The sequence below is a fragment of the Gracilibacillus suaedae genome, assembly GCF_017599345.1.
Taxonomy (GTDB): domain Bacteria; phylum Bacillota; class Bacilli; order Bacillales; family Amphibacillaceae; genus Gracilibacillus; species Gracilibacillus suaedae.
Genome location: NZ_JAGFVL010000055.1, coordinates 44,892 through 67,142, shown reverse-complemented (window position 1 = coordinate 67,142; position 22,251 = coordinate 44,892). Strand labels below are relative to the sequence as shown.

The 22,251-nt window shown below is 37.6% G+C and carries 17 protein-coding genes and 1 other annotated feature; of the genes, 6 read left to right on the top strand and 11 right to left on the bottom strand.

Translation table 11 applies throughout. The features are described from left to right. Positions 1–30: 30 nt before the first annotated feature. On the bottom strand, positions 31–2,040 hold the full coding sequence (locus J5J03_RS16175; protein ID WP_208590914.1) for a beta-galactosidase: 2,010 nt from the start codon (positions 2,038–2,040) through the stop codon (positions 31–33). A 162-nt stretch (positions 2,041–2,202) separates the two neighbouring features. Between J5J03_RS16175 and J5J03_RS16170 the strand changes: the two genes are divergently transcribed. Then, complete coding sequence (locus J5J03_RS16170) at positions 2,203–2,736, top strand: DUF6944 family repetitive protein (protein WP_208590913.1); 534 nt, start codon at positions 2,203–2,205, stop codon at positions 2,734–2,736. Between the two features lie 355 nt (positions 2,737–3,091). Here J5J03_RS16170 and J5J03_RS16165 read toward each other — a convergent pair whose 3' ends face one another. Together J5J03_RS16165 and J5J03_RS16160 are read right to left on the bottom strand one after the other, a co-directional pair. After that, positions 3,092–3,256 carry a VOC family protein gene (locus J5J03_RS16165; protein ID WP_208590912.1) on the bottom strand — a complete coding sequence of 55 codons (165 nt, stop codon included), beginning with the start codon at positions 3,254–3,256 and terminating at the stop codon, positions 3,092–3,094. A gap of 79 nt (positions 3,257–3,335) precedes the next feature. Then, positions 3,336–4,112, bottom strand: a complete 777-nt coding sequence (locus J5J03_RS16160) for a class I SAM-dependent methyltransferase (protein ID WP_208590911.1) — start codon at positions 4,110–4,112, stop codon at positions 3,336–3,338. Positions 4,113–4,294: 182 nt separating this feature from the next. Here J5J03_RS16160 and xylE point away from each other — a divergent pair, with 182 nt between their 5' ends. Next, the gene (xylE, locus tag J5J03_RS16155) at positions 4,295–5,674 is read left to right on the top strand and encodes a D-xylose transporter XylE (protein WP_208590909.1); all 1,380 of its coding nucleotides are present in this window, start codon (positions 4,295–4,297) and stop codon (positions 5,672–5,674) included. 368 nt (positions 5,675–6,042) lie between these two features. On the opposite strand, the gene J5J03_RS16150 is transcribed toward xylE, so the two are convergent. The 4 genes from J5J03_RS16150 to J5J03_RS16135 all read right to left on the bottom strand — a co-directional run bounded on the left by J5J03_RS16150 (position 6,043) and on the right by J5J03_RS16135 (position 10,860). Then, the gene (locus J5J03_RS16150) at positions 6,043–6,966 is read right to left on the bottom strand and encodes a manganese-dependent inorganic pyrophosphatase (RefSeq protein ID WP_208590907.1); all 924 of its coding nucleotides are present in this window, start codon (positions 6,964–6,966) and stop codon (positions 6,043–6,045) included. Positions 6,967–7,041: 75 nt separating this feature from the next. Then, on the bottom strand, positions 7,042–8,286 hold the full coding sequence (locus tag J5J03_RS16145; protein WP_208590906.1) for a glutamate-5-semialdehyde dehydrogenase: 1,245 nt from the start codon (positions 8,284–8,286) through the stop codon (positions 7,042–7,044). Further along, positions 8,279–9,406, bottom strand: coding sequence for a glutamate 5-kinase (proB, locus tag J5J03_RS16140; RefSeq protein WP_208590904.1), 1,128 nt, complete (start codon positions 9,404–9,406; stop codon positions 8,279–8,281). Before proB ends, J5J03_RS16145 begins: the two co-directional genes overlap by 8 nt. 113 nt (positions 9,407–9,519) lie before the next feature. Continuing rightward, positions 9,520–9,738, bottom strand: a binding site (T-box leader). Between the two features lie 45 nt (positions 9,739–9,783). Beyond that, positions 9,784–10,860, bottom strand: a complete 1,077-nt coding sequence (locus tag J5J03_RS16135; RefSeq protein ID WP_208590903.1) for a branched-chain amino acid aminotransferase — start codon at positions 10,858–10,860, stop codon at positions 9,784–9,786. Positions 10,861–10,995: 135 nt separating this feature from the next. Between J5J03_RS16135 and J5J03_RS16130 the strand changes: the two genes are divergently transcribed. Next, positions 10,996–11,727 (top strand): CBS domain-containing protein, encoded by a 732-nt coding sequence (locus J5J03_RS16130; RefSeq protein ID WP_208590902.1) that lies wholly within the window; start codon positions 10,996–10,998, stop codon positions 11,725–11,727. A gap of 717 nt (positions 11,728–12,444) precedes the next feature. Here J5J03_RS16130 and J5J03_RS16125 read toward each other — a convergent pair. Then, on the bottom strand, positions 12,445–13,941 hold the full coding sequence (locus tag J5J03_RS16125; RefSeq protein WP_208590901.1) for a glutamate synthase subunit beta: 1,497 nt from the start codon (positions 13,939–13,941) through the stop codon (positions 12,445–12,447). Between the two features lie 16 nt (positions 13,942–13,957). Further along, entirely contained in the window at positions 13,958–18,511 is a 4,554-nt protein-coding gene (gltB, locus tag J5J03_RS16120) for a glutamate synthase large subunit (RefSeq protein WP_208590900.1), read from the bottom strand. A 127-nt stretch (positions 18,512–18,638) separates the two neighbouring features. On the opposite strand from gltB, the gene J5J03_RS16115 reads away from it, so the two are divergent. Next, the gene (locus J5J03_RS16115; RefSeq protein WP_018933991.1) at positions 18,639–19,541 is read left to right on the top strand and encodes a LysR family transcriptional regulator; all 903 of its coding nucleotides are present in this window, start codon (positions 18,639–18,641) and stop codon (positions 19,539–19,541) included. 65 nt (positions 19,542–19,606) lie between these two features. Here J5J03_RS16115 and J5J03_RS16110 read toward each other — a convergent pair whose 3' ends face one another. Further along, a complete protein-coding gene (locus J5J03_RS16110) occupies positions 19,607–20,503 on the bottom strand; it encodes a 5'-3' exonuclease (protein ID WP_208590899.1) in 897 nt (298 codons plus the stop codon). Positions 20,504–20,602: 99 nt separating this feature from the next. Between J5J03_RS16110 and msrA the strand changes: the two genes are divergently transcribed. Then, complete coding sequence (msrA, locus tag J5J03_RS16105; RefSeq protein ID WP_208590898.1) at positions 20,603–21,145, top strand: peptide-methionine (S)-S-oxide reductase MsrA; 543 nt, start codon at positions 20,603–20,605, stop codon at positions 21,143–21,145. 243 nt (positions 21,146–21,388) lie between these two features. Here the strand turns inward: msrA and J5J03_RS16100 are convergent, their stop codons facing one another. After that, positions 21,389–21,598 (bottom strand): hypothetical protein, encoded by a 210-nt coding sequence (locus J5J03_RS16100; RefSeq protein WP_208590897.1) that lies wholly within the window; start codon positions 21,596–21,598, stop codon positions 21,389–21,391. A 261-nt stretch (positions 21,599–21,859) separates the two neighbouring features. Here J5J03_RS16100 and J5J03_RS16095 point away from each other — a divergent pair, with 261 nt between their 5' ends. Further along, the gene (locus J5J03_RS16095) at positions 21,860–22,156 is read left to right on the top strand and encodes a hypothetical protein (protein WP_208590895.1); all 297 of its coding nucleotides are present in this window, start codon (positions 21,860–21,862) and stop codon (positions 22,154–22,156) included. The last annotated feature ends 95 nt before the right edge of the window (positions 22,157–22,251 follow it).

The window sequence follows — 22,251 nt, the reverse complement described above, 5'->3', positions numbered from 1 at the left end:
AATATTTTTACTCGTTTATTTTTCTTGTTTTTAGTAGACTAAGATAGCTACATCAGTGTTTTGGACTGTGATTGTCTGACTTACTTGCTTACCTTGTAAACAATCCTGATAGACAACACCCTCTTTTAAAGCAATCGTCACAGGGTCAGTATTATGGTTAATAATAAACAAATATCTCTTATCATTTGTTACACGCTCTGCAATTTCCACATCTTTTGGTGCATCTAGCGGTGCGCTGACTTCTAATTGCTGTAAGATTCCACTTATTAATTGATCAAGGTAGTCGTCTGACGGATTTGTACCAACATAAATCGAGCTTCCTTGTCCATATCGATGAATCGTTACAGCAGGATTGTCCTGATACCAATTTTCTTTAAAAGTAGCAATTGCCTTAGCACCTTCCAGTTTAATAATATCCGCCCACGTATTGACAGTAAATTTCTCTCCATTCGCAACAATTGTATTTATTTCATCATCTGCCATTGGAGCAAATTCTTCCACTGTTAAGCCTAAAAGTGATCGTAATGGCGCGGGATATCCTCCTAAATGGATATGGTCTTGCTCATCTGCAATGCCACTGAAAAAGCTTACTATTAATGTTCCACCGTTTTTTACAAATTGTTCTAGATTGTTTTCCTCACCATCACGAATCATATATAGCATTGGTGCCACTACGAACTGGTAGTCTGCTAAGTTTCCGTTCGGTTCTACAAAATCAACCGCAATATTTTTTTCATAGAATGAGCGGTAATATTGGTAGACTTGATCTAAATAGGATAACCGGTTATGTGGTTTTCCTTCATGCTCCACAGCCCACCAATTTTCCCAATCAAAAACAATCGCAACTTTTGCCGTACCTCGCGCTCCTGCCAGTCCATCCAATTGTTTTAATTCATTCCCTAATTGTTTTACCTCTTGATAAACACGACTATTCGGATCATTGGAGTGGGGAACCATGGCACCATGGAACTTCTCTGCTCCGGCTTTTCCTTGACGCCATTGGAAATACATGACACCATCTCCACCACGTGCTACAGTAGAATAACTCCACAACCTCATTTCCCCAGGCTTTTTCGTCAGATTTATATCACGCCAGTTTACATGTGATGTTACCTGCTCCATTAAGTAAAAAGGTTGTCCATTTTTTAAACTGCGCATTAAATCATGGTGCATCGCATGTCGATAAGGTTTTCCTTCTCTCGGATCTGGATACGAATCCCATGTCACTAAATCCATTTCTTTAGCCCACCCAAAATAATTCAACGGCTTGAATTCATACATGAAATTAGTAAATACTGGTATATCCGGAGTGATCTCACGTAATACCTCTTTCTCTATTTTATATAAATCAAAAATAGCATCATTCATAAAGCGTTTATAATCTAATTTTTGACTTGGGTTATAAAAAGTAGGCAAATTAACCGGAAATTGAATCTCATCCCACTCATTATAACGCTGGCTCCAGAAATTCGTTCCCCATTTTTGATTTAAGTTCTCTATTGTCTGATAACGGTTTTTTAACCATTCGCGAAATGCTGACAAGCTTTCATCACTGTAACACTCTGCTAAGTGACAGCCATATTCATTGTTAATATGCCACATTTTTAATGCGGAATGGTCTTTATATCTGTTGGCCATTTCCTTAACCAATTGTTTAACTGCGTATCGAAACCGCTTACTATTAGGTGAATAATGTTGGCGAGAACCAATCTGATAAGGTACTCCATTTTCTTGTACGGCTAACACCTCTGGATATTCTTTTGACAGCCAAGCTGGCGGCGAGGCTGTTGCTGTCGCTAAAGACACGCCAACTCCGTGATCGTGTAAAATATCCAACACTCTGTCTAACCAACTAAAATCCAACTTACCTTCTTCCCGTTCTAGCACGGACCAGCTGAATATGGCTACAGAAACAAGGTTTACCCCTGCCTCTTGCATTAACTTAGCATCTTCTAACCAAACACTTTCATCCCATTGCTCTGGATTGTAATCCCCACCAAATGCAATACGAGGCATAACTTCATCTATACGTTTAACCATGCTCAACACTCCCCATTTATTCTCACTGTATCAACTAATGCAATACATTCATCTTATAAGAAAACGTTATCATTATCAACCAATAATTATTTGTTACTTCTTCAAAAGCCAAAACAAAATGCTAATTTTACCATAAACTAATTCTATGCTAGAAGGAAGACGGTGAGTATATTGGTTAAACAGCAAAACAGCTTACTTGGGGCTTGGGAACAAGCACTTGGTACAGTATTGTCTGCAGTAGGAAATACACCTTCCATTGCTCTTACTTCTGAAGTGAAAGAGAATCTTGATTTAATAGGGAATGTAATGCAGGCAACAGGCAACGCTCTACAGGTAGAACAGTTTTCTTTAAAGGATATAAACAGCATAGCTAACGAAATTCAAGCGGTGGGCAATGTAACGGAGGTAGCTTCATTACATTTACCTGTATCGGTAAAGAAAAAAAGGCTACTAAATATCCAAGGGAACCTACTGCAAGCACTTGGGGGGAGTATTGCTTTTACAGAAGAATGGCACAAAGAGCTTACAATAGAAGTGATTTATAGTGGAGTTGGCAATTTACTACAAGCAATTGGTAACAGCCTACAGTCAATTGCCAACCAAAATACTCCAAAAGCAGAAGAATTAAACGCTATTGGGAATTGGATTCAAGCCACTGGTGCTATTATGACTGCGATTGCGGAAACAATTCAATAGTTCATGACTGCTATTATGTCCACAGGGAACCTGTTGAAACTTATCAGGAAATTATCCCCGTGATATATTATTTAGGGTTTATCCTGAGAATCGTACCCGTCGGATCTGATATCCAAAATCCCGATGAATGTTCATGAATCTCTAGTTCATCGTGTCTCGGTATCTTCTCCTTATTAAATAATTGTGAGGTTTCATCAAGCCGACTCGACTTAAGTTCCAACCATACATCCTGTTGTGCATAATTTTCCATACAATCAAGCCATAGAGTGGAACCACTAAATTCAAAAGCAACTGAATTTGCTTCTGTACCTTCCTACAAGTTGTTTTTCCTCAGCAGTAACCGCTTCTACCAACTCTATAACGATCTCACTATTTGCTCGTGGTGCAACTGTAAAAAACTCCAATCATCCGTGAATTGTTCTTCATCTCGAATGATGAAACCTAACTTTTCCGTGTAGCAATCCTTTGCCTCTTCTTTATTTTTAACAAAAAGAGTAATTTGGCATGTACTATCAATCATAGAAAACTCCCTTTCTCATTCTAAGCTAATTCTATTTATAGCACAGAGTGATCCAGTCGATTTCTTATTTTTTGCTTACTTAACCTAATTCTATAACGCCATAATGAAATAATGAGTTTTTTCGTTTATATTGTATAAAACCATATTGTCGAAAGCGTTCACTTTTCCAATGATCTTTCAAGACTACACGACTTAGCGCAACTCTTTTTGCTTCTTCTAACACTAAAGCTGTAAGGTCGTCTTCCAAAGCTTTTGCCCTTATTAGGTTTAAACCATCCGAGGCATCAATCGCTTCATGAAACATCGGATCAAAATATACAACATCAAAAGCATTAGATTTTTGCTGTTGTAAATATTCCAGGTGCTGAACATGCTGGACCTTGATTCTTCTCATTGCCCTATTAAACATTTCATCAGCACTGATAAAATGTTGTAATCCTTCATTCACAATGATATAAATGGTTTTACTTCCTTCTAATCCGGTTACTAAACCATCCGAACCTACCGCCAAACTAGCTATGATACTATCTGATGCCAGCCCTAAGGTGCAATCTAATATAGACATACCCTTTTCTAACTTTGCTGCTCTAACAAATGGATCTTCTTCCTTACGTAGCAGCCGTTTTGCCCGAACCATTGCCAAATTCGGGTGGAAAAAGAGGTTCATTTGCTCGTCTAAAGGAGAAAGTGATAATCGGTTTTTTTCTACAACCATGACATCTTCTTGATAATCGTCTTTTAATTGTTGAATCGAACGTCCACTTCGTTTCATGTAGGGAAGTTGATATTTAGTGGATAATTGTTGTGCATCTTGTATTAATTTTGGTGTTGCGCGACCTGCCGTAGTTAAAATCATCAAATACTTCCTATTCCACTTTTTTCATTATATTATAACTATTTTTAGAACATAATTAAACAAATTACCCGCAATTTTAAACTTTGTTCATTCGATTGACAAAGTAAGTTTCAGTTGATACAATCAAGCTTGTTAAAAATTACATCAGGAGGTGCAAGAGAGCAGAACACTCTCAATATTTTATGAAAGCGAATTATGTGTATATAACGTTAATCACTTTAGTTGCTACATTAGGTGGTCTCTTATTTGGATATGACACGGCTGTTATATCTGGAGCAGAAGGAGCTTTGGAAGCGTTCTTCATTGATGAATTAAATTTGAGCTCATTTATCCATGGTGCAACCGTATCTAGTGCATTAATCGGCTGTATCATTGGTGGTTTAATCTCTGGTTTATTAGCGACAAATATAGGACGTAAAAAGTCTCTGATTGTGGCTGCAATTCTATTTCTAATTTCAGCGCTAGGTTCAGCGTTTCCTGAGTTTCTATTTTACGAACAAGGGGAAGCATCGATTGCACTTTTAGCTACATTCAACCTTTATAGAATCATTGGTGGTATTGGTGTAGGTCTTGCATCAGCTGTTTCTCCAATGTATATTGGTGAAATTGCACCACCTTCTATTCGTGGACGTTTAGTTTCTTTAAACCAATTTGCCATTATTTTTGGAATGTTAGTTGTGTATTTTGTGAATTGGGGAATTGCAAGAGGTCAATCAATAGAATGGATCAACGACTTCGGTTGGCGTTATATGTTCTTATCTGAAGCGATTCCAGCCACCTTGTTCTTACTATCCTTATTTGCTGTTCCGGAAACACCACGTTACCTTGTTTCTCAAGGTAAAAATGAAAGCGCAATGGATATTCTGAACAAGCTGTATGATCAGACCGCAGCAAAAGCTACTTTATTTGAAATCAAAAACTCCTTTGATGTGAAAAAAGCAAAGCTTTTCACATATGGTAAAGCAATCATTGTAATCGGTGTCTTACTATCTGTTTTCCAGCAATTTGTTGGAATTAATGTAGCCCTTTACTACGCTCCAAGAATCTTTGAAAGTATGGGAGCAGCAAGAGATGCGGCAATGCTCCAAACGATTACGATGGGGTTAGTGAATGTAATCTTTACCGTCATTGCCATCTTAACAGTGGATAAATTCGGACGTAAACCTCTGCTTATCATTGGTTCACTAGGTATGACTGTTGGTATGTTCGGTGTAGCTGGATTAGCCTTTTCTAATATAATCGGAATCGCTACTCTTGTATTTATCATTATCTATACTGCTTCCTTCATGATGTCTTGGGGGCCTGTTGTTTGGGTATTAATCTCTGAAATCTTTCCTAATAAAATTCGTGGACAAGCAGTAGCAATTGCAGTAGCTGCACAATGGGCTGCAAACTACTTCATCTCCTCTACTTATCCAGCGATGATGGAGTTTAGTGGTGGCTTGACATATGGCTTTTACGGTCTGATGAGTTTAATTTCTGCTATTTTCATATGGAAGTTCGTACCTGAGACGAAGGGGCGTACATTAGAAGAATTGGAGAGAGTATTATTTAAGAAATAGTTCTAGAGTTAGTTTCTATCGAATGGACCTTACCTACAGATGAGGTCCATTTTTGTACGACTTTTTATAAAGTGAAACTGTAATCAGTGGGGCTTTTCCAGTCGTTTAGCATCGTGATAAAAACAAAGAGCATAATATACGCTATTTAAGATGTAGCGATATGTATTTCTATTTCACCACTTGGTAGATACTTTTCAAAATCAACGGTATATCCACGTTCAAGCTCACCTGAGTTTTTTGCGCTCGAAGCTGGACATGGCTAGACAGGTTGCCTACATATCATCCACATCCCAAAAATTTATAATTTTCTAGACAATAAAAAAAGTGCCAGTCATTATTTAATGTCTGGCACCTCTGTATTTCCTCTATTAAAATGCATTTTGTAGATTTGGAACAACTTGTTTCTTACGTGATACAACACCTTTTAATGTGGCTGTTTTGTTTTCAAGCGTTACATCAAATGCTTCTGCTACTTTTTCTTCTGCTTCACCTACTGAAAGTACGACAGAATCATTATTCAAGATGTCTGTGATGACGAAAACGAATAGCTTTAAATCTTTGTCCGCTACTGTTTTTTCAATAGCTGGTTCTATTTTATCGCGTAGCGCTAGTACATCATTTACTTCTACCGTATTTACCTGCGCAATTTCCACTTTGTTTCCATTCATATCGAATTCTTTTGCATCCATGGAAATTAGCTCTTCTGCAGATTTATCGCTTAAATCAGCACCAGCTTTTAGCATTTCAAGACCATACTTTTCTGCATCTACACCAGCGATTTCAGCCAATTCTTTCGCTGCTTCTACATCTTGATCTGTACATGTTGGTGATTTAAATAAAAGTGAATCAGAAATAATTGCTGAAAGCATTAATCCAGCTGTTTCTTTTTTAATTGCTACACCATGTTCTTTGTATAATTTGTTAAGAATAGTCGCTGTACATCCAACCGGTTCTGCACGGTAATATACTGGATCTTTTGTTTCAAAGTTTGCGATACGGTGATGATCAATAACTTCCAACACTTGTACGCGATCGATATCATCGGCACTTTGCTGACGTTCATTATGATCCACTAAAATCACCTGATCAACCTCATCTGACACATTTTCAACCATGCGTGGTGCAGTTTGTTTGAAATAATCCAATGCATATTGTGTTTCATTGTTCACTTCACCTAAACGCGCTGCTTCTACATCTTCCCCTAGCGCTTGTTTAAGCTCCGCATATGCAATTGCTGAACAAATCGTGTCTGTATCCGGATTTTTGTGTCCAAATATTAATGTGTTTGCCATGATTCATACTCCTTTATTTACCAAATGTTTATCTCCAACTCTATTATACAGGAATTGTGACGAAAGAAAAATAGTTTACTTCATTTGTCCGTTACCATATAATAAATATTTCGTCGATGTTAATGCTTCTAAACCCATAGGTCCGCGAGCATGTAATTTTTGTGTACTAATACCAATTTCTGCGCCAAATCCAAACTCAAATCCATCGGTAAACCTTGTTGATGCATTATGATAAACAGCTGCTGCATCTACCTCATTCATAAAGCTTACAACATGCCCATCGTTTTCAGAAATAATTGATTCGGAATGATTGGTGCCATATTGATTAATATGATCAATCGCTTCTTGCACCGAATCTACAACCTTGATTGCGACGATATGATCTAAATACTCTGTTTCATAGTCTTCTTCTGTTGCCTTGATAATATGATTACCTTTAGACACAGTGATACTATCTCCATGTATTTCGACATTGGCATCCTGTAACGCTTGAATTAATGCAGCTAAATGACTTTCCGCCCAGTTACGCTCTACTAAGATAGTCTCGATCGCATTACATACGGAAGGTCGTTGTGTTTTCGCATTAATCGCTATCTCAATGGCCATATCCTTGTTTGCTGATTCATCGATAAACAAATGACAATTACCTGCACCTGTTTCTAATACTGGCACTGATGCATTTGCAACAACCGTATCAATTAATTTTTTTCCTCCACGAGGAATTAAAACATCTAAATATTCATTCAGTTTGAACATTTGTGATGCTGTCTCACGACTTGTATCTTCGATTAGCTGTACAGCATCTTCCGGTAAGTCGGATTGTTTTAAAGCATCATGAATTACTTTGACTAAAGCAGTGTTGGAATAAATCGCTGATGAGCTTCCTCTAAGTAATACGGCATTTCCAGTTTTTAAGCAAAGACTTGCAGCATCAATGGTTACATTTGGTCTTGCCTCATAAATCATTCCGACAACACCTATTGGTACACGTGCCTTTTGGATTTTCAAACCATTTGGCCGGGTCCACTCTTCCATAATCTCACCAATTGGATCCTTTAAATCAGTTAGCTGGATTAATGCATCTGCCATATCCGCAATTCGCTGTTCGTTTAAAATAAGACGATCAATTAATGATTCATGTAAGCCATTATTACGACCATTAACGATATCACGGTTATTTTCCGTCATGATATAATCCTTTTGTTTTCTTAGTTCATTAGCTAACAATTTTAAAGCCTGATTCTTTTGTTCGGTTGATTTAGTTGCCAAAGCAGTTGTTGTTGCATTGGCTAGTTTTGCTTTTTGAATTAAATCACTCATAATTATAAGCCTCCTCTATTGATAATACGAGTCGATCACGATGAATAACCTCTGGTCGATTACTTGCAGATTGTTCCATCGCAATCTGACTCGGCTCCCCCTTGAATTTGATTAAATCATCCGACGAATAATTGACTTGCCCTTTTGCTATAACATGATCTTCAAAAACTAAATCAACAACAGCTCCAACTTGAAAATCTCCATCTACCCATTTTATCCCTGCAGGCAATAAACTTTTTCCTTGGTAAAGAATGGCATCACTTGCCCCTTTATCAACGTGTAGCTTCCCCGAAACATTGGAATGAAAAGCAATCCATTGTTTCTGTTTGCGATAACTATTCGTTAAATCTTCACCAATATATGTTCCATCACCTTGGTTTTGCATAATGCGAATTAGTTTATCTTTGCCTTCACCGGTACCAACAAACACTTTGACACCAAGTGAAAGAGCGGTTTTGGCTGCTAGTAGTTTGGATTTCATCCCTCCAGTTCCGAATTTAGATCCAGATTCATGCTTCGTTTGCTGTAAAATTTCTGCAGATAATTTCTTGAGACGATGATATTTTTTAGCTGTTGGATCTGTTTTTGGATTTTTGTCATATAAACCATTAATATCAGTTAACATTACTAAGAAGTCTGCATGAACAAGGCCACTTACTAGCGCGGATAACATATCGTTATCACCAAATGTTAATTCATCAATTGCTACGGTATCATTCTCATTAATAATCGGGATTACATCTCGTTTCAATAATTCCGTCAAAGTCGAATATACATTACTGTATTGTCTCTCATTACTAAATACATCTTTCGTTAGTAATAGTTGAGCAGTAACCATGTTATATGTTCGAAACTCATCCGTATAGGCTTGAACCAGCAGACCTTGCCCAACAGCTGCTGCTGCTTGCTTTCCTGCTATAGTAACAGGTCTTGTTGGGTAACCTAAATCAAAGAAACCAGCAGACACGGCACCAGATGATATCAAGATAACTTCGTAGTTTTGCTTTTTCAGTGCTGCAATCGCTGCAGTATGTTCTTTTAATTTAATGAGATCAAGACCACCGTTTTTGTTCGTTAATGAACTACTCCCAATCTTCACTACAATACGCTGCTTTGCCATAAGTTTTCACGCCTTCATTTATTAACGTGTTAGAGTATCTTTTCACTTTTCTCTAACACCTTAAAATATTGTCTAGGTCTAAAACTAAAAAAGACCCCTTCATCCTTCATATCGTAAAGGACGAAAAGAGTCATTTCCGCGGTACCACCTTTGGTTGAACATATTAACAATATGTTCCCCTTAACTCTTTAACGCAGAGTGACGATTAAGTTTATGCTTAACAGTTCATAGAGTAGGTTCATTAGGGTAGCGGGTGATGGAATTTTTCAGCCTGTGAATTCCACTCTCTTGTCACCATATTCCTAACTACTGGCTCTAGTCATTACTTTTACTTATTCTAAAGCTATTATAGAAAATAGTTACACAAATCTCAAGTATTAATATTTCACTTTTACAGTCCAATTAAATGGATCTTTTTCGGATCCATATTGAATACCCGTCAAAGTATCATATAGACGTTTAGCAATTTCTCCTGTTTTTCCATTATTGATTTCCATTTTCTTACCTTTCCAAGCAAGCTCTCCTACTGGAGAAATAACAGCAGCAGTACCTGAACCAAACGCTTCTTCTAGTTCTCCATTTTGATAATGTTCATATAGCTCTTCCATGGAGATCTTGCGCTCCACAACCGAAATATCCCAATGCTTCAACAATTGAATAACAGAGTTTCTTGTAACCCCCTCTAAGATACTTCCGTTAAGCGCTGGTGTTACGACTTCCCCATTTATTTTAAAGAAAACGTTCATACTGCCAACTTCTTCAATATATTTCTGCTCAACACCATCCAACCATAATACTTGCGCAAATCCTTCGTCAGCTACCTGTTCTTGCGCCTTCAAACTGGATGCATAGTTACCGGCAGTTTTTGCTTCTCCTGTACCACCTTTTACTGCACGAACAAATTGATTTTCCACCGCGATTTTCACAGGATTAATACCTTCCTCATAGTAGGCACCAACTGGTGATAAAATCACAATGAACTGATAAGTAGCAGAAGGAGCTACACCTAAATACGGCTCCGTAGAAATGATAAATGGTCTAATGTAAAGAGATGTTCCAGGCGCATCTGGTACCCAGTCTTGATCGATATGAACCAAGTGTTTGATTGCGTCGATAGCATATTCTTCATCAATTCTCGGGATGCACAATCTATCATTGGATCGATTTAAGCGTTCCATATTCTTATCTGGACGGAATAATTGAATTTTATCCCTTTTGGTACGATATGCTTTCAATCCTTCAAATACCGTTTGACCATAATGGAAAACAATAGCTGCCGGATCAAGAACCAGTGGTTGGTACGGTACAATGCGTGGATTATGCCAGCCTTTGTCTGGATTATAGTCTTGAATAAACATATGATCGGTAAAGTATTTACCGAAAGATAATTGATCTGATTTCGGTTTTTCTTTTGGATTTTCGTTTTTGATATAAGTAATCGTATACTCTGACATAAAAAAAGACTCCTCATTTGAATGAATTCAATAAAATTTCGGTAAAATAACCTATAATCTATATTTTATTACTAAACGACTAGATATGACAACCATTTATTTTGAAAATTTTCTAACAATTAAAGGAGTATTATCATGGGCTATGAACTTTCCGAACGGTTTGAAGCAGCTTTTAACCAAATACATGATAAATTATGTGATTATGCAAATGAACATAACAATCATGCATCATTTACAGAAGTATTGACAAAAGCAAGAGTCCAACATCAGATAATTGATCAATATTATGAATTATTAAAACAATGCAGTAAACTGCGAAATGCAATGGTGCACCGGAAAATCAAGGAGGATTTCTATATTGCAGAACCACACCAAGAGGTAGTCAAGGAATTGGAGCAATTGGCAGAATTACTAGCCGAACCTCCAACTGCCTTATCCATAGCTTCCAGACCAGTCGAGTATTTTGATTTATCCTCACCAATAAATAAATTAATGACGAAAATGCAGGAAAAAGAATACTCACAGTACCCCATTTATCAAGAGGGTAAATTAATTGGAATGTTGACAGATGGTGATATTGCAAATTGGTTTGCTGCTAATATCGATCAATTATCGATTGGCATGGATCAGTCTATTGGAGAGATATTTCCAATTGAGAAGAAAGAACATACAAAGATTGTAGCAAAAAGTGCTACTGTAATGGATATTGAAGCAATATTCAGAGAATATTTAGAAAAAAATAAAAAAATAGAAGCAATCATTATTACGGAAACTGGTACAGCAGCAGAGCCACCAATAGGAATCATCTCCTCATGGGATCTAATCCGACTGAAAACATACAACTTCCCACTGCTTAAACATACCTAGTACATCATGCAATGTCAGATCAAACCAAAGGATTACCGGCTAAGCAAATGTTACTTAAATAACAGATTAACTGTCGTAGTTTCCATATACTACGCAGTAACGTGCATGGAATTACTCTCCTCCATTCTGATTAATGATGAGTGCTAAGTCACCGCTGCGGAAAAAAATACTCGCTTTCCGTGGGGAACACTTCAGCCAGGGAACTTCTTGATTAAACATCTTTGTTCCCTTGCACCAAGGAAGCCTACTTCGTAGGAGACGCAGGTGCATCACGCGGGGTCTTCAGACTGTTCCTTTCCCACAGGAGTCTCGCATTTTTTCCGCAGCTTAGTGTAGCGTTCTGATAAAAAGACAGGAAATCCAAAGAATAGAGTTCCTTAAGTTCCGTTCTTACAATAACCAGAACACTAAAATTAGCGTAGGCAGAATACGGAGACTCCTGTGGGACAGCGAGAGCTGAAGATCCACTTGGTGAAGTGCCTTTCTTCACCAAGTTAGCTGAAGCCGAGCCCACGGAAAGCGCAGTATTCTGCCGGAGCGGTATTCCAGTACGCCCCATGGAAAGAATGGAGAAAAGCCTCACTCCACAAATTTTTACTAGTTCGCAGTATGTATCTACTGTGTAAATTAAGAGTTTTTTTCTTTGGTTAATATGCAGTCCTCTTTAGAAAAGGCATAAAGAAAAACCTACGACAATGCGTAGGTTTTTCGGTTCTCTTACATGTTTGCAACGGATGGTAAAGCAGTTTCGCCCATTAGATAATGATCAACATGGTATGCTACTTCGCGCCCTTCATTAATTGCCCAAACGATAAGACTTTGACCACGACGTGAATCACCGGCAGCAAATACATGCTCTACATTTGTACGGAAATCGCCATATGCGGCATCAACACGGTTACGCTCTGTTTTTACATTAAACGCTTCTAATACCGGGTGTTCTGCACCCTCAAAACCGATAGCGATTAATACTAGTTGTGCTGGCCAAACTTTTTCTGTACCTGGAATTTCCTCAAATACAAACATACCCTTTTCATCACGAGTTTTCTTCATTTCAACTGTGTGTAATTCTTTTAGCTTACCATTCTTATCCGTCACAAATTTTTTCGTTTGGATAGAATATTGACGAATATCTTCACCATAGTATTCTTTTGCTTCTTTGTGTGCATATTCTAAGCTGAATACTTGTGGATATGCTGGCCATTGGTTTTCTTCTGAACGTTTAATTGGCAGTTGCGGGTGTTTACCGAATTGTGCAATACTTTTGGCACCTTGGCGTAGAGCTGTAGCGATACAATCAGCGCCCGTATCCCCACCACCGATAACAATAACGTCTTTGCCTTTGGCATCTAGTTCTTCTTCCACTTCAACACTTTCATCTAATACTTTTTGAGTTGCTTTGGTTAAATAGTCCATTGCAAAGCGTACACCTTTACCTTCACGCCCCTCAATAGGTAGGTCGCGATGTTTCTGTGCACCAGTACATAAAATTACGGAGTCATAGTTTGCTTTAATCTCTTCTGCAGAAATGTCTTTACCTACTTCCGTATTTAGCACAAATTCAATACCTTCCTCACGAAGTAACTGAACTCGACGTTCTACGACACCTTTATCTAATTTCATGTTTGGAATACCGTACGTTAATAGACCCCCTGCGCGATCAGCGCGTTCATAAACTGTTACACTATGTCCAGCTTGATTCAATTGATCTGCTGCCGCTAAACCAGCTGGTCCGGAACCGACAATGGCAACTTTCTTTCCTGTACGTTGCTCCGGAATACGCGGCTCTATCCAGCCTTCTTCAAAACCTTTATCAATAATTTTCTGTTCAATATTTTTGATAGTAACGGCAGGATCATTGATGGCAACCGTGCACGATCCTTCACATGGTGCTGGACATACCCTTCCCGTGAATTCTGGAAAGTTATTTGTTTTCATTAAACGATCTAATGCCTCTCTCCACTTTCCCTTATACACCAAATCATTCCACTCTGGGATCAAGTTGTAGATAGGACAACCTGATGTTTCCCCATCTATATCCATCCCAATGTGACAGAATGGTGTACCACAATCCATACAGCGTGCTCCTTGTGTTTTTGCTACTTCATCAGAGAAAGGAGCAGAGTATTCTTTCCAATCATGAATTCTTTCTAATGGATCGCGCTCATTTGCCGTTTGTCTTTCAAACTCCATAAAACCTGTTGCTTTCCCCATATCATCTGTCTCCTTTCTATTTAGTCAATACTTCTTCTGGATTTAGAGTCACTGTCATTTTATTGTCTTTTTTTGCTGTAAATGCTTCAAGTCTAGCTTCGTCCACTGATAAGCCTTGAGATTCAAACCAATCAATTTGCTTTAGCATTAGTTTATAGTCTGTTGGGATTACTTTCACGAATTTCTTCACTTCATCTTCCCAGTTTTGCAACGTTACTGCTGCTTTATCACTGTTTGTGTATTCGTGATGATTCATAATTAATTCTTTTACTTCTTCGATCTCTTTAGCATCTGTTAATTCTTCAAATTGTACCAATTCTGTATTACATAATTGTTTAAATTGCTCGATATTATCTGGTTTCACATAGGCAATACCACCAGACATACCAGCAGCAAAGTTCTTACCTACATTTCCGAGAATCACTACTCGACCACCTGTCATATATTCACAACCATGGTCACCCACGCCTTCTACAACGATTTTCGCTCCACTATTTCTTACAGCAAAACGTTCTCCGGCGTAGCCCTGGATGTAGGCTTCACCACTTGTCGCACCATAGAATGATACGTTACCTGCGATAACATTATTTCCAGGATCAATCGTTGTTTTCTCAGAAGCGCGAACAATTACTTTGCCACCTGATAAGCCTTTACCAACATAATCATTTGCATCTCCTGTTACGGTTAACGTCATACCGGAAGGAATAAAGGCACCAAAACTTTGACCTGCTGACCCTGTAAAGTGTAGATTAATAGTATCTTCTGGTAGACCTCTTTCGCCATATTTCTTAGAAATCTCACTTCCAACAATCGTTCCTACCACACGGTCTGTATTTTTAATCGGAAAGGCTGCTTCTAATGCTTCTCCGGTATCAATTGCTTTTTGCACAGCCGGTAAAATCTGTTTCACATCTAATGACTTATCTAATTCATGATCTTGTGTTGTTGTATTAATACGTGTTCCTTCAGGTTGGTAAAGGAGTGTAGATAGATCTAAGTGTTTAGCTTTCCAGTGTGCTTCTGCACGTTCGGAAACTTCTAATACATCTGTTCTTCCAACCATTTCATCAATAGTTCGGAAACCTAATTCAGCCATGATTTCACGAACTTCTTCTGCGATGAATGTCATATAATTAACTACATGATCAGGGTTACCAGTGAATTTCTTACGTAACTCTGGATTTTGTGTTGCAACCCCTACTGGACATGTATCATTATGGCACACACGCATCATTATACACCCGACAACAACTAATGGTGCTGTTGCGAATCCAAACTCTTCTGCACCTAATAGTGCAGCCATCACGACATCTTTACCTGTTAACAATTTCCCATCTGTTTCTAAAATAACTCTATCTCTTAGTCCGTTTAGCATTAAGGTTTGGTGAGCTTCTGCCAGACCTAATTCCCATGGTAAGCCTGCATGTTTAATACTTGTTTTTGGTGAAGCACCTGTACCACCATCATAACCAACAACGGAAATAACATCTGCATTACCTTTTGCAACACCTGCAGCAATCGTTCCAACACCTGATTTTGCTACGAGCTTTACACTAACTCTTGCATCACGATTAGCATTCTTTAAGTCGTGAATTAACTGTGCTAAATCCTCGATAGAATAAATATCATGGTGTGGCGGAGGTGAAATTAAGTCTACACCTGGAGTTGAACCACGAACATCTGCTACCCATGGATAAACCTTCATACCAGGTAACTGTCCACCTTCTCCAGGCTTTGCACCTTGGGCCATTTTAATCTGTAATTCTTGTGCGTTAACAAGGTAATGGCTTTTGGCACCAAAACGCCCAGATGCTACCTGTTTAATTGCACTGGAACGCAATTCACCATTTTCATCTCTACTAAATCGGTCGGGGTCTTCCCCACCTTCCCCACTATTACTTTTACCGCCTAGACGATTCATGGCGATGGCAAGAGCTTCATGTGCTTCTTTACTGATTGAACCGAACGACATCGCACCCGTTTTAAAACGTTTGACAATCGATTCAACAGGTTCTACTTCTTCGATCGGGATAGCATGATTCTTTTTGAAATCGAATAGGTTACGTAAAAAGCCGATACGTTCTTCGTTTGCTGCTTTAGAGAATTTCTTGAAAAGGTCATAATCACCACGTCGACAAGCCCATTGTAACGTATAAATAGTAGTTGGGTTAAAGGCATGATGCTCTCCTACTTTACGCCATTGGAAATCACTACCTGATTCAAGTGATTCTTGAACAGCAGCTTTATATGCTTCATGGTGACGTTTTTCCGTCTCTTCTTGAATAACGTCTAAACCAATTCCATCAATCTGTGATGCTGTACCGGTAAAATGCTCTTCAATTACCTTCTTACTAATACCAACTGCTTCAAATATTTGCGCACCCCGATAACTTTGTACAGTAGAGATACCAATTTTCGACATGACTTTAATGATACCTTCTGTTGCTACGCTAATAAATTTATCTTGTACTTCTGCAAGCGTCATATTTAAACGATCGTCCAATATAGCCGTGTAATACGTTTGATACACAAGATATGGATGAATCGCATCTACACCGTATCCTAACATCGTTGCAAAGTGATGAACTTCACGAGCTTCACCTGACTGAGCGATAATACTTGCTTGCGTACGAATTCCTTCTCGTACTAAATATTGATGCAAACCGCTAACAGCAAGAAGTGTTGGAATAGCTTTTTGGTTCAGATCCATGTTCTTATCGCTTAAAATAATAATATTGCTTCCAGTTTCAATTGCTTTCTTCGCTTGTTCATACACATTGTGAAGGGCTTTTTCCATATTGTCCGTAAATAATGTTTCGATAACTTCTGATCGGAACCCTTCTATTTCATTATTCTCTAACTTTTCTATTTGTGTATTAGACAAAATGGGTGAATCTAAGCGAATTCTGCTTGATTTCGTTTTTGCAGGGTGAAGAAGATCACCCTCTGCACCTAACCATGTCAGCATTGATGTAACAAGCTGCTCACGATATGCGTCAATAGGTGGGTTTGTTACTTGGGCAAACAATTGTTTAAAATAGTTAAACAAACTTTGCGGGCGTTCGGATAAAACCGCTAATGGCATATCGTTCCCCATCGCACCAATTGGATCTTTTCCACCCTCAATTAGAGGAAGGAGATATTTCTCGACATCTTCTGTTGTATAACCAAATGCTTTTTGCTTCTGAAGTAGTTGTGGATCTATATAGTCATCATTTTTGGCTTCTACTTCTAACGGTACAATTTGATCATCTAACCAGTCTTGGTAAGGATGAGCACTTGCAACCTCTTCTTTAATTTCTTTGTCAGATATAATCCGTCCTTCTTCAATATCAATAAGCAGCATTTTACCAGGACTTAATCGTTCTTTTAATAACACATTTTCTTCTTCATAGTCAATTACACCAACTTCTGAAGAGTAAATGATGTAATCGTCCTTTGTTACATAATAACGTGCTGGACGAAGACCATTACGATCTAAAATCGCTCCAATTTGTTTACCATTTGTAAAAGTAATCGAAGTTGGACCATCCCATGGCTCCATCATCATACTGTGATATTGATAAAATGCACGTTTGTTTTCATCCATGTGCGGGTTTTTGTCCCATGGTTCTGGAATCAGCATCATCGCAGCATGTGCGGGTTTACGGCCTGCCAAGGTGAAAAATTCCAATGCATTATCTAATGTAGCTGAGTCACTTCCACCACCATTAATAATTGGTAATACCTTGTCTAAATCATTACCAAATGCTTCTGATACAAATTGCTTCTCTCTTGCACGCATCCAGTTTACATTACCACGCATCGTATTAATCTCACCATTATGAATAAGGTAACGGTTTGGATGCGCTCTTTCCCAAGAAGGGAATGTATTGGTACTGAAACGGGAGTGTACAAGTGAAAATGCAGAGACAAATTCTTCATCCTGTAAATCTAAATAAAATTTATCAACTTGATCAGGTGTTAATAAACCTTTATAAACAATTGTTCTGTTTGACAAACTTGGAAAATAAAAACGGATTTCTTTTTCATTCGCCCAATTTTCAGCTTGTTTACGAATAATATATAATTTTCTTTCGAAGGCTAAATCGTCTTCGATTTCATCCGTTGCTTCAATAAAAACCTGATGAACAGTTGGTAATGTTTCAACTGCACCTTTACCAATGTGTGAAGGATCTGTTGGAACATCTCTCCAACCGATTATTTTTTGTCCTTCTTGTTCGATTAATTGATTAATTTTTTCGATTGCTTGTTTTTGTTCATTCTCATTTTGAGATAAGAAAAGCATACCAACTCCATAGCGTCCGACAGCTGGTAGTTGAAAGTCTTTGCATTCTCTTCTAAAATATTTATCAGGGATCTGTACCATTAAACCAGATCCGTCACCTGTTAGTGGATCACTCCCTTGTCCACCACGGTGCTCTAATTTACATAACATGTCTAAACCTTTTTTTACAATTTCGTGTGTTTGTTTCCCTTTTATATGCGCATATAATCCAATCCCACAAGCGTCATGTTCAAAATCTGGATTATATAACCCTTGGGCACTAGGTAAATCACGATACGTCATATATGTCGCCCCCATTCAATATACTTTTAAGGTGTCTATTACTATTGTAAGTTTTCTTATTAATCGAAACAATATATAATAAATATAAAATCGTTCTAATTATGATATACATTATGAGGTGAAACTAGTGGAATTACGCCAATTACGCTATTTTGTTGAGGTTGCAGAGCGTGAACATGTCTCAGATGCGGCAGCAGAATTACATGTAGCACAGTCTGCAATCAGTAGACAAATAGCTAACTTAGAAGCAGAGCTTGGTGTCGAATTATTTGAAAGAGAAGGAAGGAATGTGCGTTTAACACATATAGGAAGAATATTTCTGACTCATACCAAAACGGCATTAAAAGCAATTGATCATGCAAAGAAACAAATCGATGAATATATCGATCCTGAAAGAGGCTCGATTAAAATTGGGTTTCCGACCAGTCTAGCCAGTAACCTGTTACCTACTGTTGTTTCGGAATTCAAGAAAAAACACCCTAAAATCGGGTTTCAATTGCGACAAGGTTCTTATAATTTTTTAATCGAATCTGTAGAAAACCGGGAAATTGATGTCGCTTTTTTAGGTCCTGTTCCGACAGAGCACCCGGATATTTTAGGGGATATCTTATTTAGAGAAAATTTTTATGCATTAGTACCAAATTCACACCCATTAGCCGAACAGAGCAGTGTGAATTTACGTGATCTACATGATGAATCATTTGTATTATTCCCAGAAGGTTTTGTTCTACATCAACTCGTTATTGACGGATGTAAACAAGCAGGCTTTACACCTAATGTATCATCTCAAGGAGAAGATTTAGATGCAATCAAGGGGTTGGTTGCAGCTGGTATTGGGATTACCTTATTACCGGAAAGTGCATTTAATGATTTGAATCCATACTACAGTGCAAAAGTTGCGATTCAAAATCCAGAATTAAAACGTACAGTGGGGATTATTATTCCTAAGAACAGAAAACTTGCACCATCTGAACAAGTATTCTATGAATTTATAAAGGAATTCTTCTCGATTTTACAGAGGTTTCAATGAAGGAATTTTTATACAGAAAAGAGCTAGCGTCATGGCTAGCTCTGCTAACTGTAAATGATTGAGGTTTATCCTGTAGCTTTTTCCCATAATTTATCCAACCAACGTCCAGGGTTCTGGAATTCTAACTCATCGATTAGATAAGTGCGAATATTGGTTAAATCATCGCTCCATAATGCTGCTTCTATAGAAAATGTCAGCGGTACCTCCGTGTGAATAGCCGCCAATTTTCGAGATATTGCTAGATCCTCTGCATATTGATCCAACTTTTTCTGCATGCCTTTAGTTAAATTCTCTTTGTCTGCTAATAAGTTCTCTATCGTTTCATACTGCATTAATAATTTTAAAGCTGTCTTTTCCCCTACACCTTTTACACCTGGATAATTATCCGATGAATCTCCCATCAATCCTTTTAAATCGATTATTTGTTTAGGAGTTAATCCTTTCTTCTCATAGAAGTTATCGTTATTAAAAACATCATAATTACCTTGCCCTTTTTTCATGATAGCAATATTAATATTGTCATCTACTAATTGTAATAAGTCTTGATCACCAGTAACGACTGTCACTTGGTGTTCATTGTGCAGTTGTTTGGCAAGAGTACCAATACAGTCATCCGCTTCAAATCCCATAACTCCAATGTTTGGAACTTGAAATGCTGTCACCATATCTTTTGCCAAGTCAAACTGTGGTACAAGCTCTTCTGGAGGTGCGTCACGGTTTGATTTATATCCAGTATACAATTCATTACGAAACGTTTGGCTTCCCATGTCCCAACAGCAAACAACATGTGTTGGCTGAAAAGTCTCTACCGCATTGGTAAAATAATTCAAGAAACCAAATAGTCCATTTCGCGGAATGCCTTTACTATTGACCATAAAATTACCGGTAAATGCAGTTGCAAAAAATCCTCTAAACAATAATGCCATCCCATCTATAATAAGGACGTGAGATCTATCAGTCATTTATTCACCCTCTAAGTTTAATTGATTTACTTCTTTCCATATAACTTGTATATTAAATGCTACAAGAGGATTTTGCAACACAAAGGAGTAACATTCAAGATGAAAAAATTAGAAAAAGCTACATTTGCTGGAGGTTGTTTTTGGTGTATGGTCAAGCCTTTTGATCAATGGGACGGTGTCGAAAGTGTTATTTCAGGCTACACTGGAGGGAATACAGAACATCCAACCTATGAAGAAGTGAAAACAGGTACGACAGGTCATTATGAAGCGGTACAAATCATCTATGAGCCTGAGAAAATATCTTATCAACAAATTCTCGATTTATATTGGCCGCAAATCGACCCTACCGATGATGGTGGTCAATTTCACGACAGAGGGCCACAATACCGAACAGCGATTTTTTTCCATAATGACGAGCAAAAAGCATTAGCTAATGATTCTTTAAAAGAATTAGAAAATTCCAACCGGTTCCAAAAAAAGGTCGTTACAAAAATCTTACCTGCTGATACGTTTTATCCAGCAGAAGAATATCATCAAGACTTTTATAAGAAAAATAAAGAAGAATACCAGGAAGATCGAGAAAAATCAGGAAGAGATCAATTTATTGAAAAACATTGGGACAATGAAGAACAGCCTTACTAGGATTCATAAGGCTGTTCTGTTAGAATGCCGTTTGTTATCTTGTCTGAAGTTTTACTGAGTAATAACATAATGAACTGCTACAATAATACAACTCCGATTATTTACAAGACTGATAGCTTTTTAAGCAGACTTTTATTATCGACTACATTAAAAATAATAATCAAAATGGTAGCAACCGCAATAATATAATTCATTACTTTCCCCTTCAGATTATCATTAAAGTATCTTACTTATTTTATAGGTTTAGTTATGATTATTAAGTTTCTTCTCCTTAAATCGGTAGATAAAAGTTAAGCTCGCACCGAAGAAAATGCCAAACAATGAAAAAATAGAAAAAGAACCTATTTCCCCAATCCAATTCGCAGTTATTTGATCAGTAAATATCATAATAATCACAACAATATATCCAAAATACTGCATCAGCTTATAATCATTTTCGCGATTATCTAACAAGCATTTCACCACCATCCATTTTTATCCATAATAGCATAAAAAACGTGAGGATTAAAGAGGCACACAGTTTTGGAGGATATAAAGTAAAACGATGATCAGTGGAGGCTTGTCTTATAGTGATAAAAATTGGAAATTTATGATACGCTTTGACTATGCAGTTTTACCATATAAATACCGTTTCTTATTTTGCCCACGGAACAGACTGAACACTTTTTAAAGATGAACACAATTGTTCAAATTTAATAAAAAGGAGGAGAGTTTTTGGAGAAGATATTTGTAAAAACTTGCAGTTGGTTAGGATTTATGCTTTTAATCCTTTGTATATTCAGTGCTTTATTTGATATTTCTGTATTTGAGTCAAGTTTTATAGTTTTTTATGGTATTAGTGTTTTAGGTTTCATTATTGGGTTTATGGGTTGGGTACTTCTAAGGTTTAATACAGTGAGTTCAGTAACTAAAATCGTAGGAAAGATTGGTTTTTATGGTAATTTAGGAATTATGATACTATTTTTCCCTCCTATATCCCACGTTTGGGGAACTTTGATTTTTGGGCCATAACAGTTCAGGCTATTCAATAAAGTGACACTTTGATCAATGCGGGACTTACAGACGGTTAGTACCGTGATAAGCGAATTGCTTAGTCTAATAAAAAC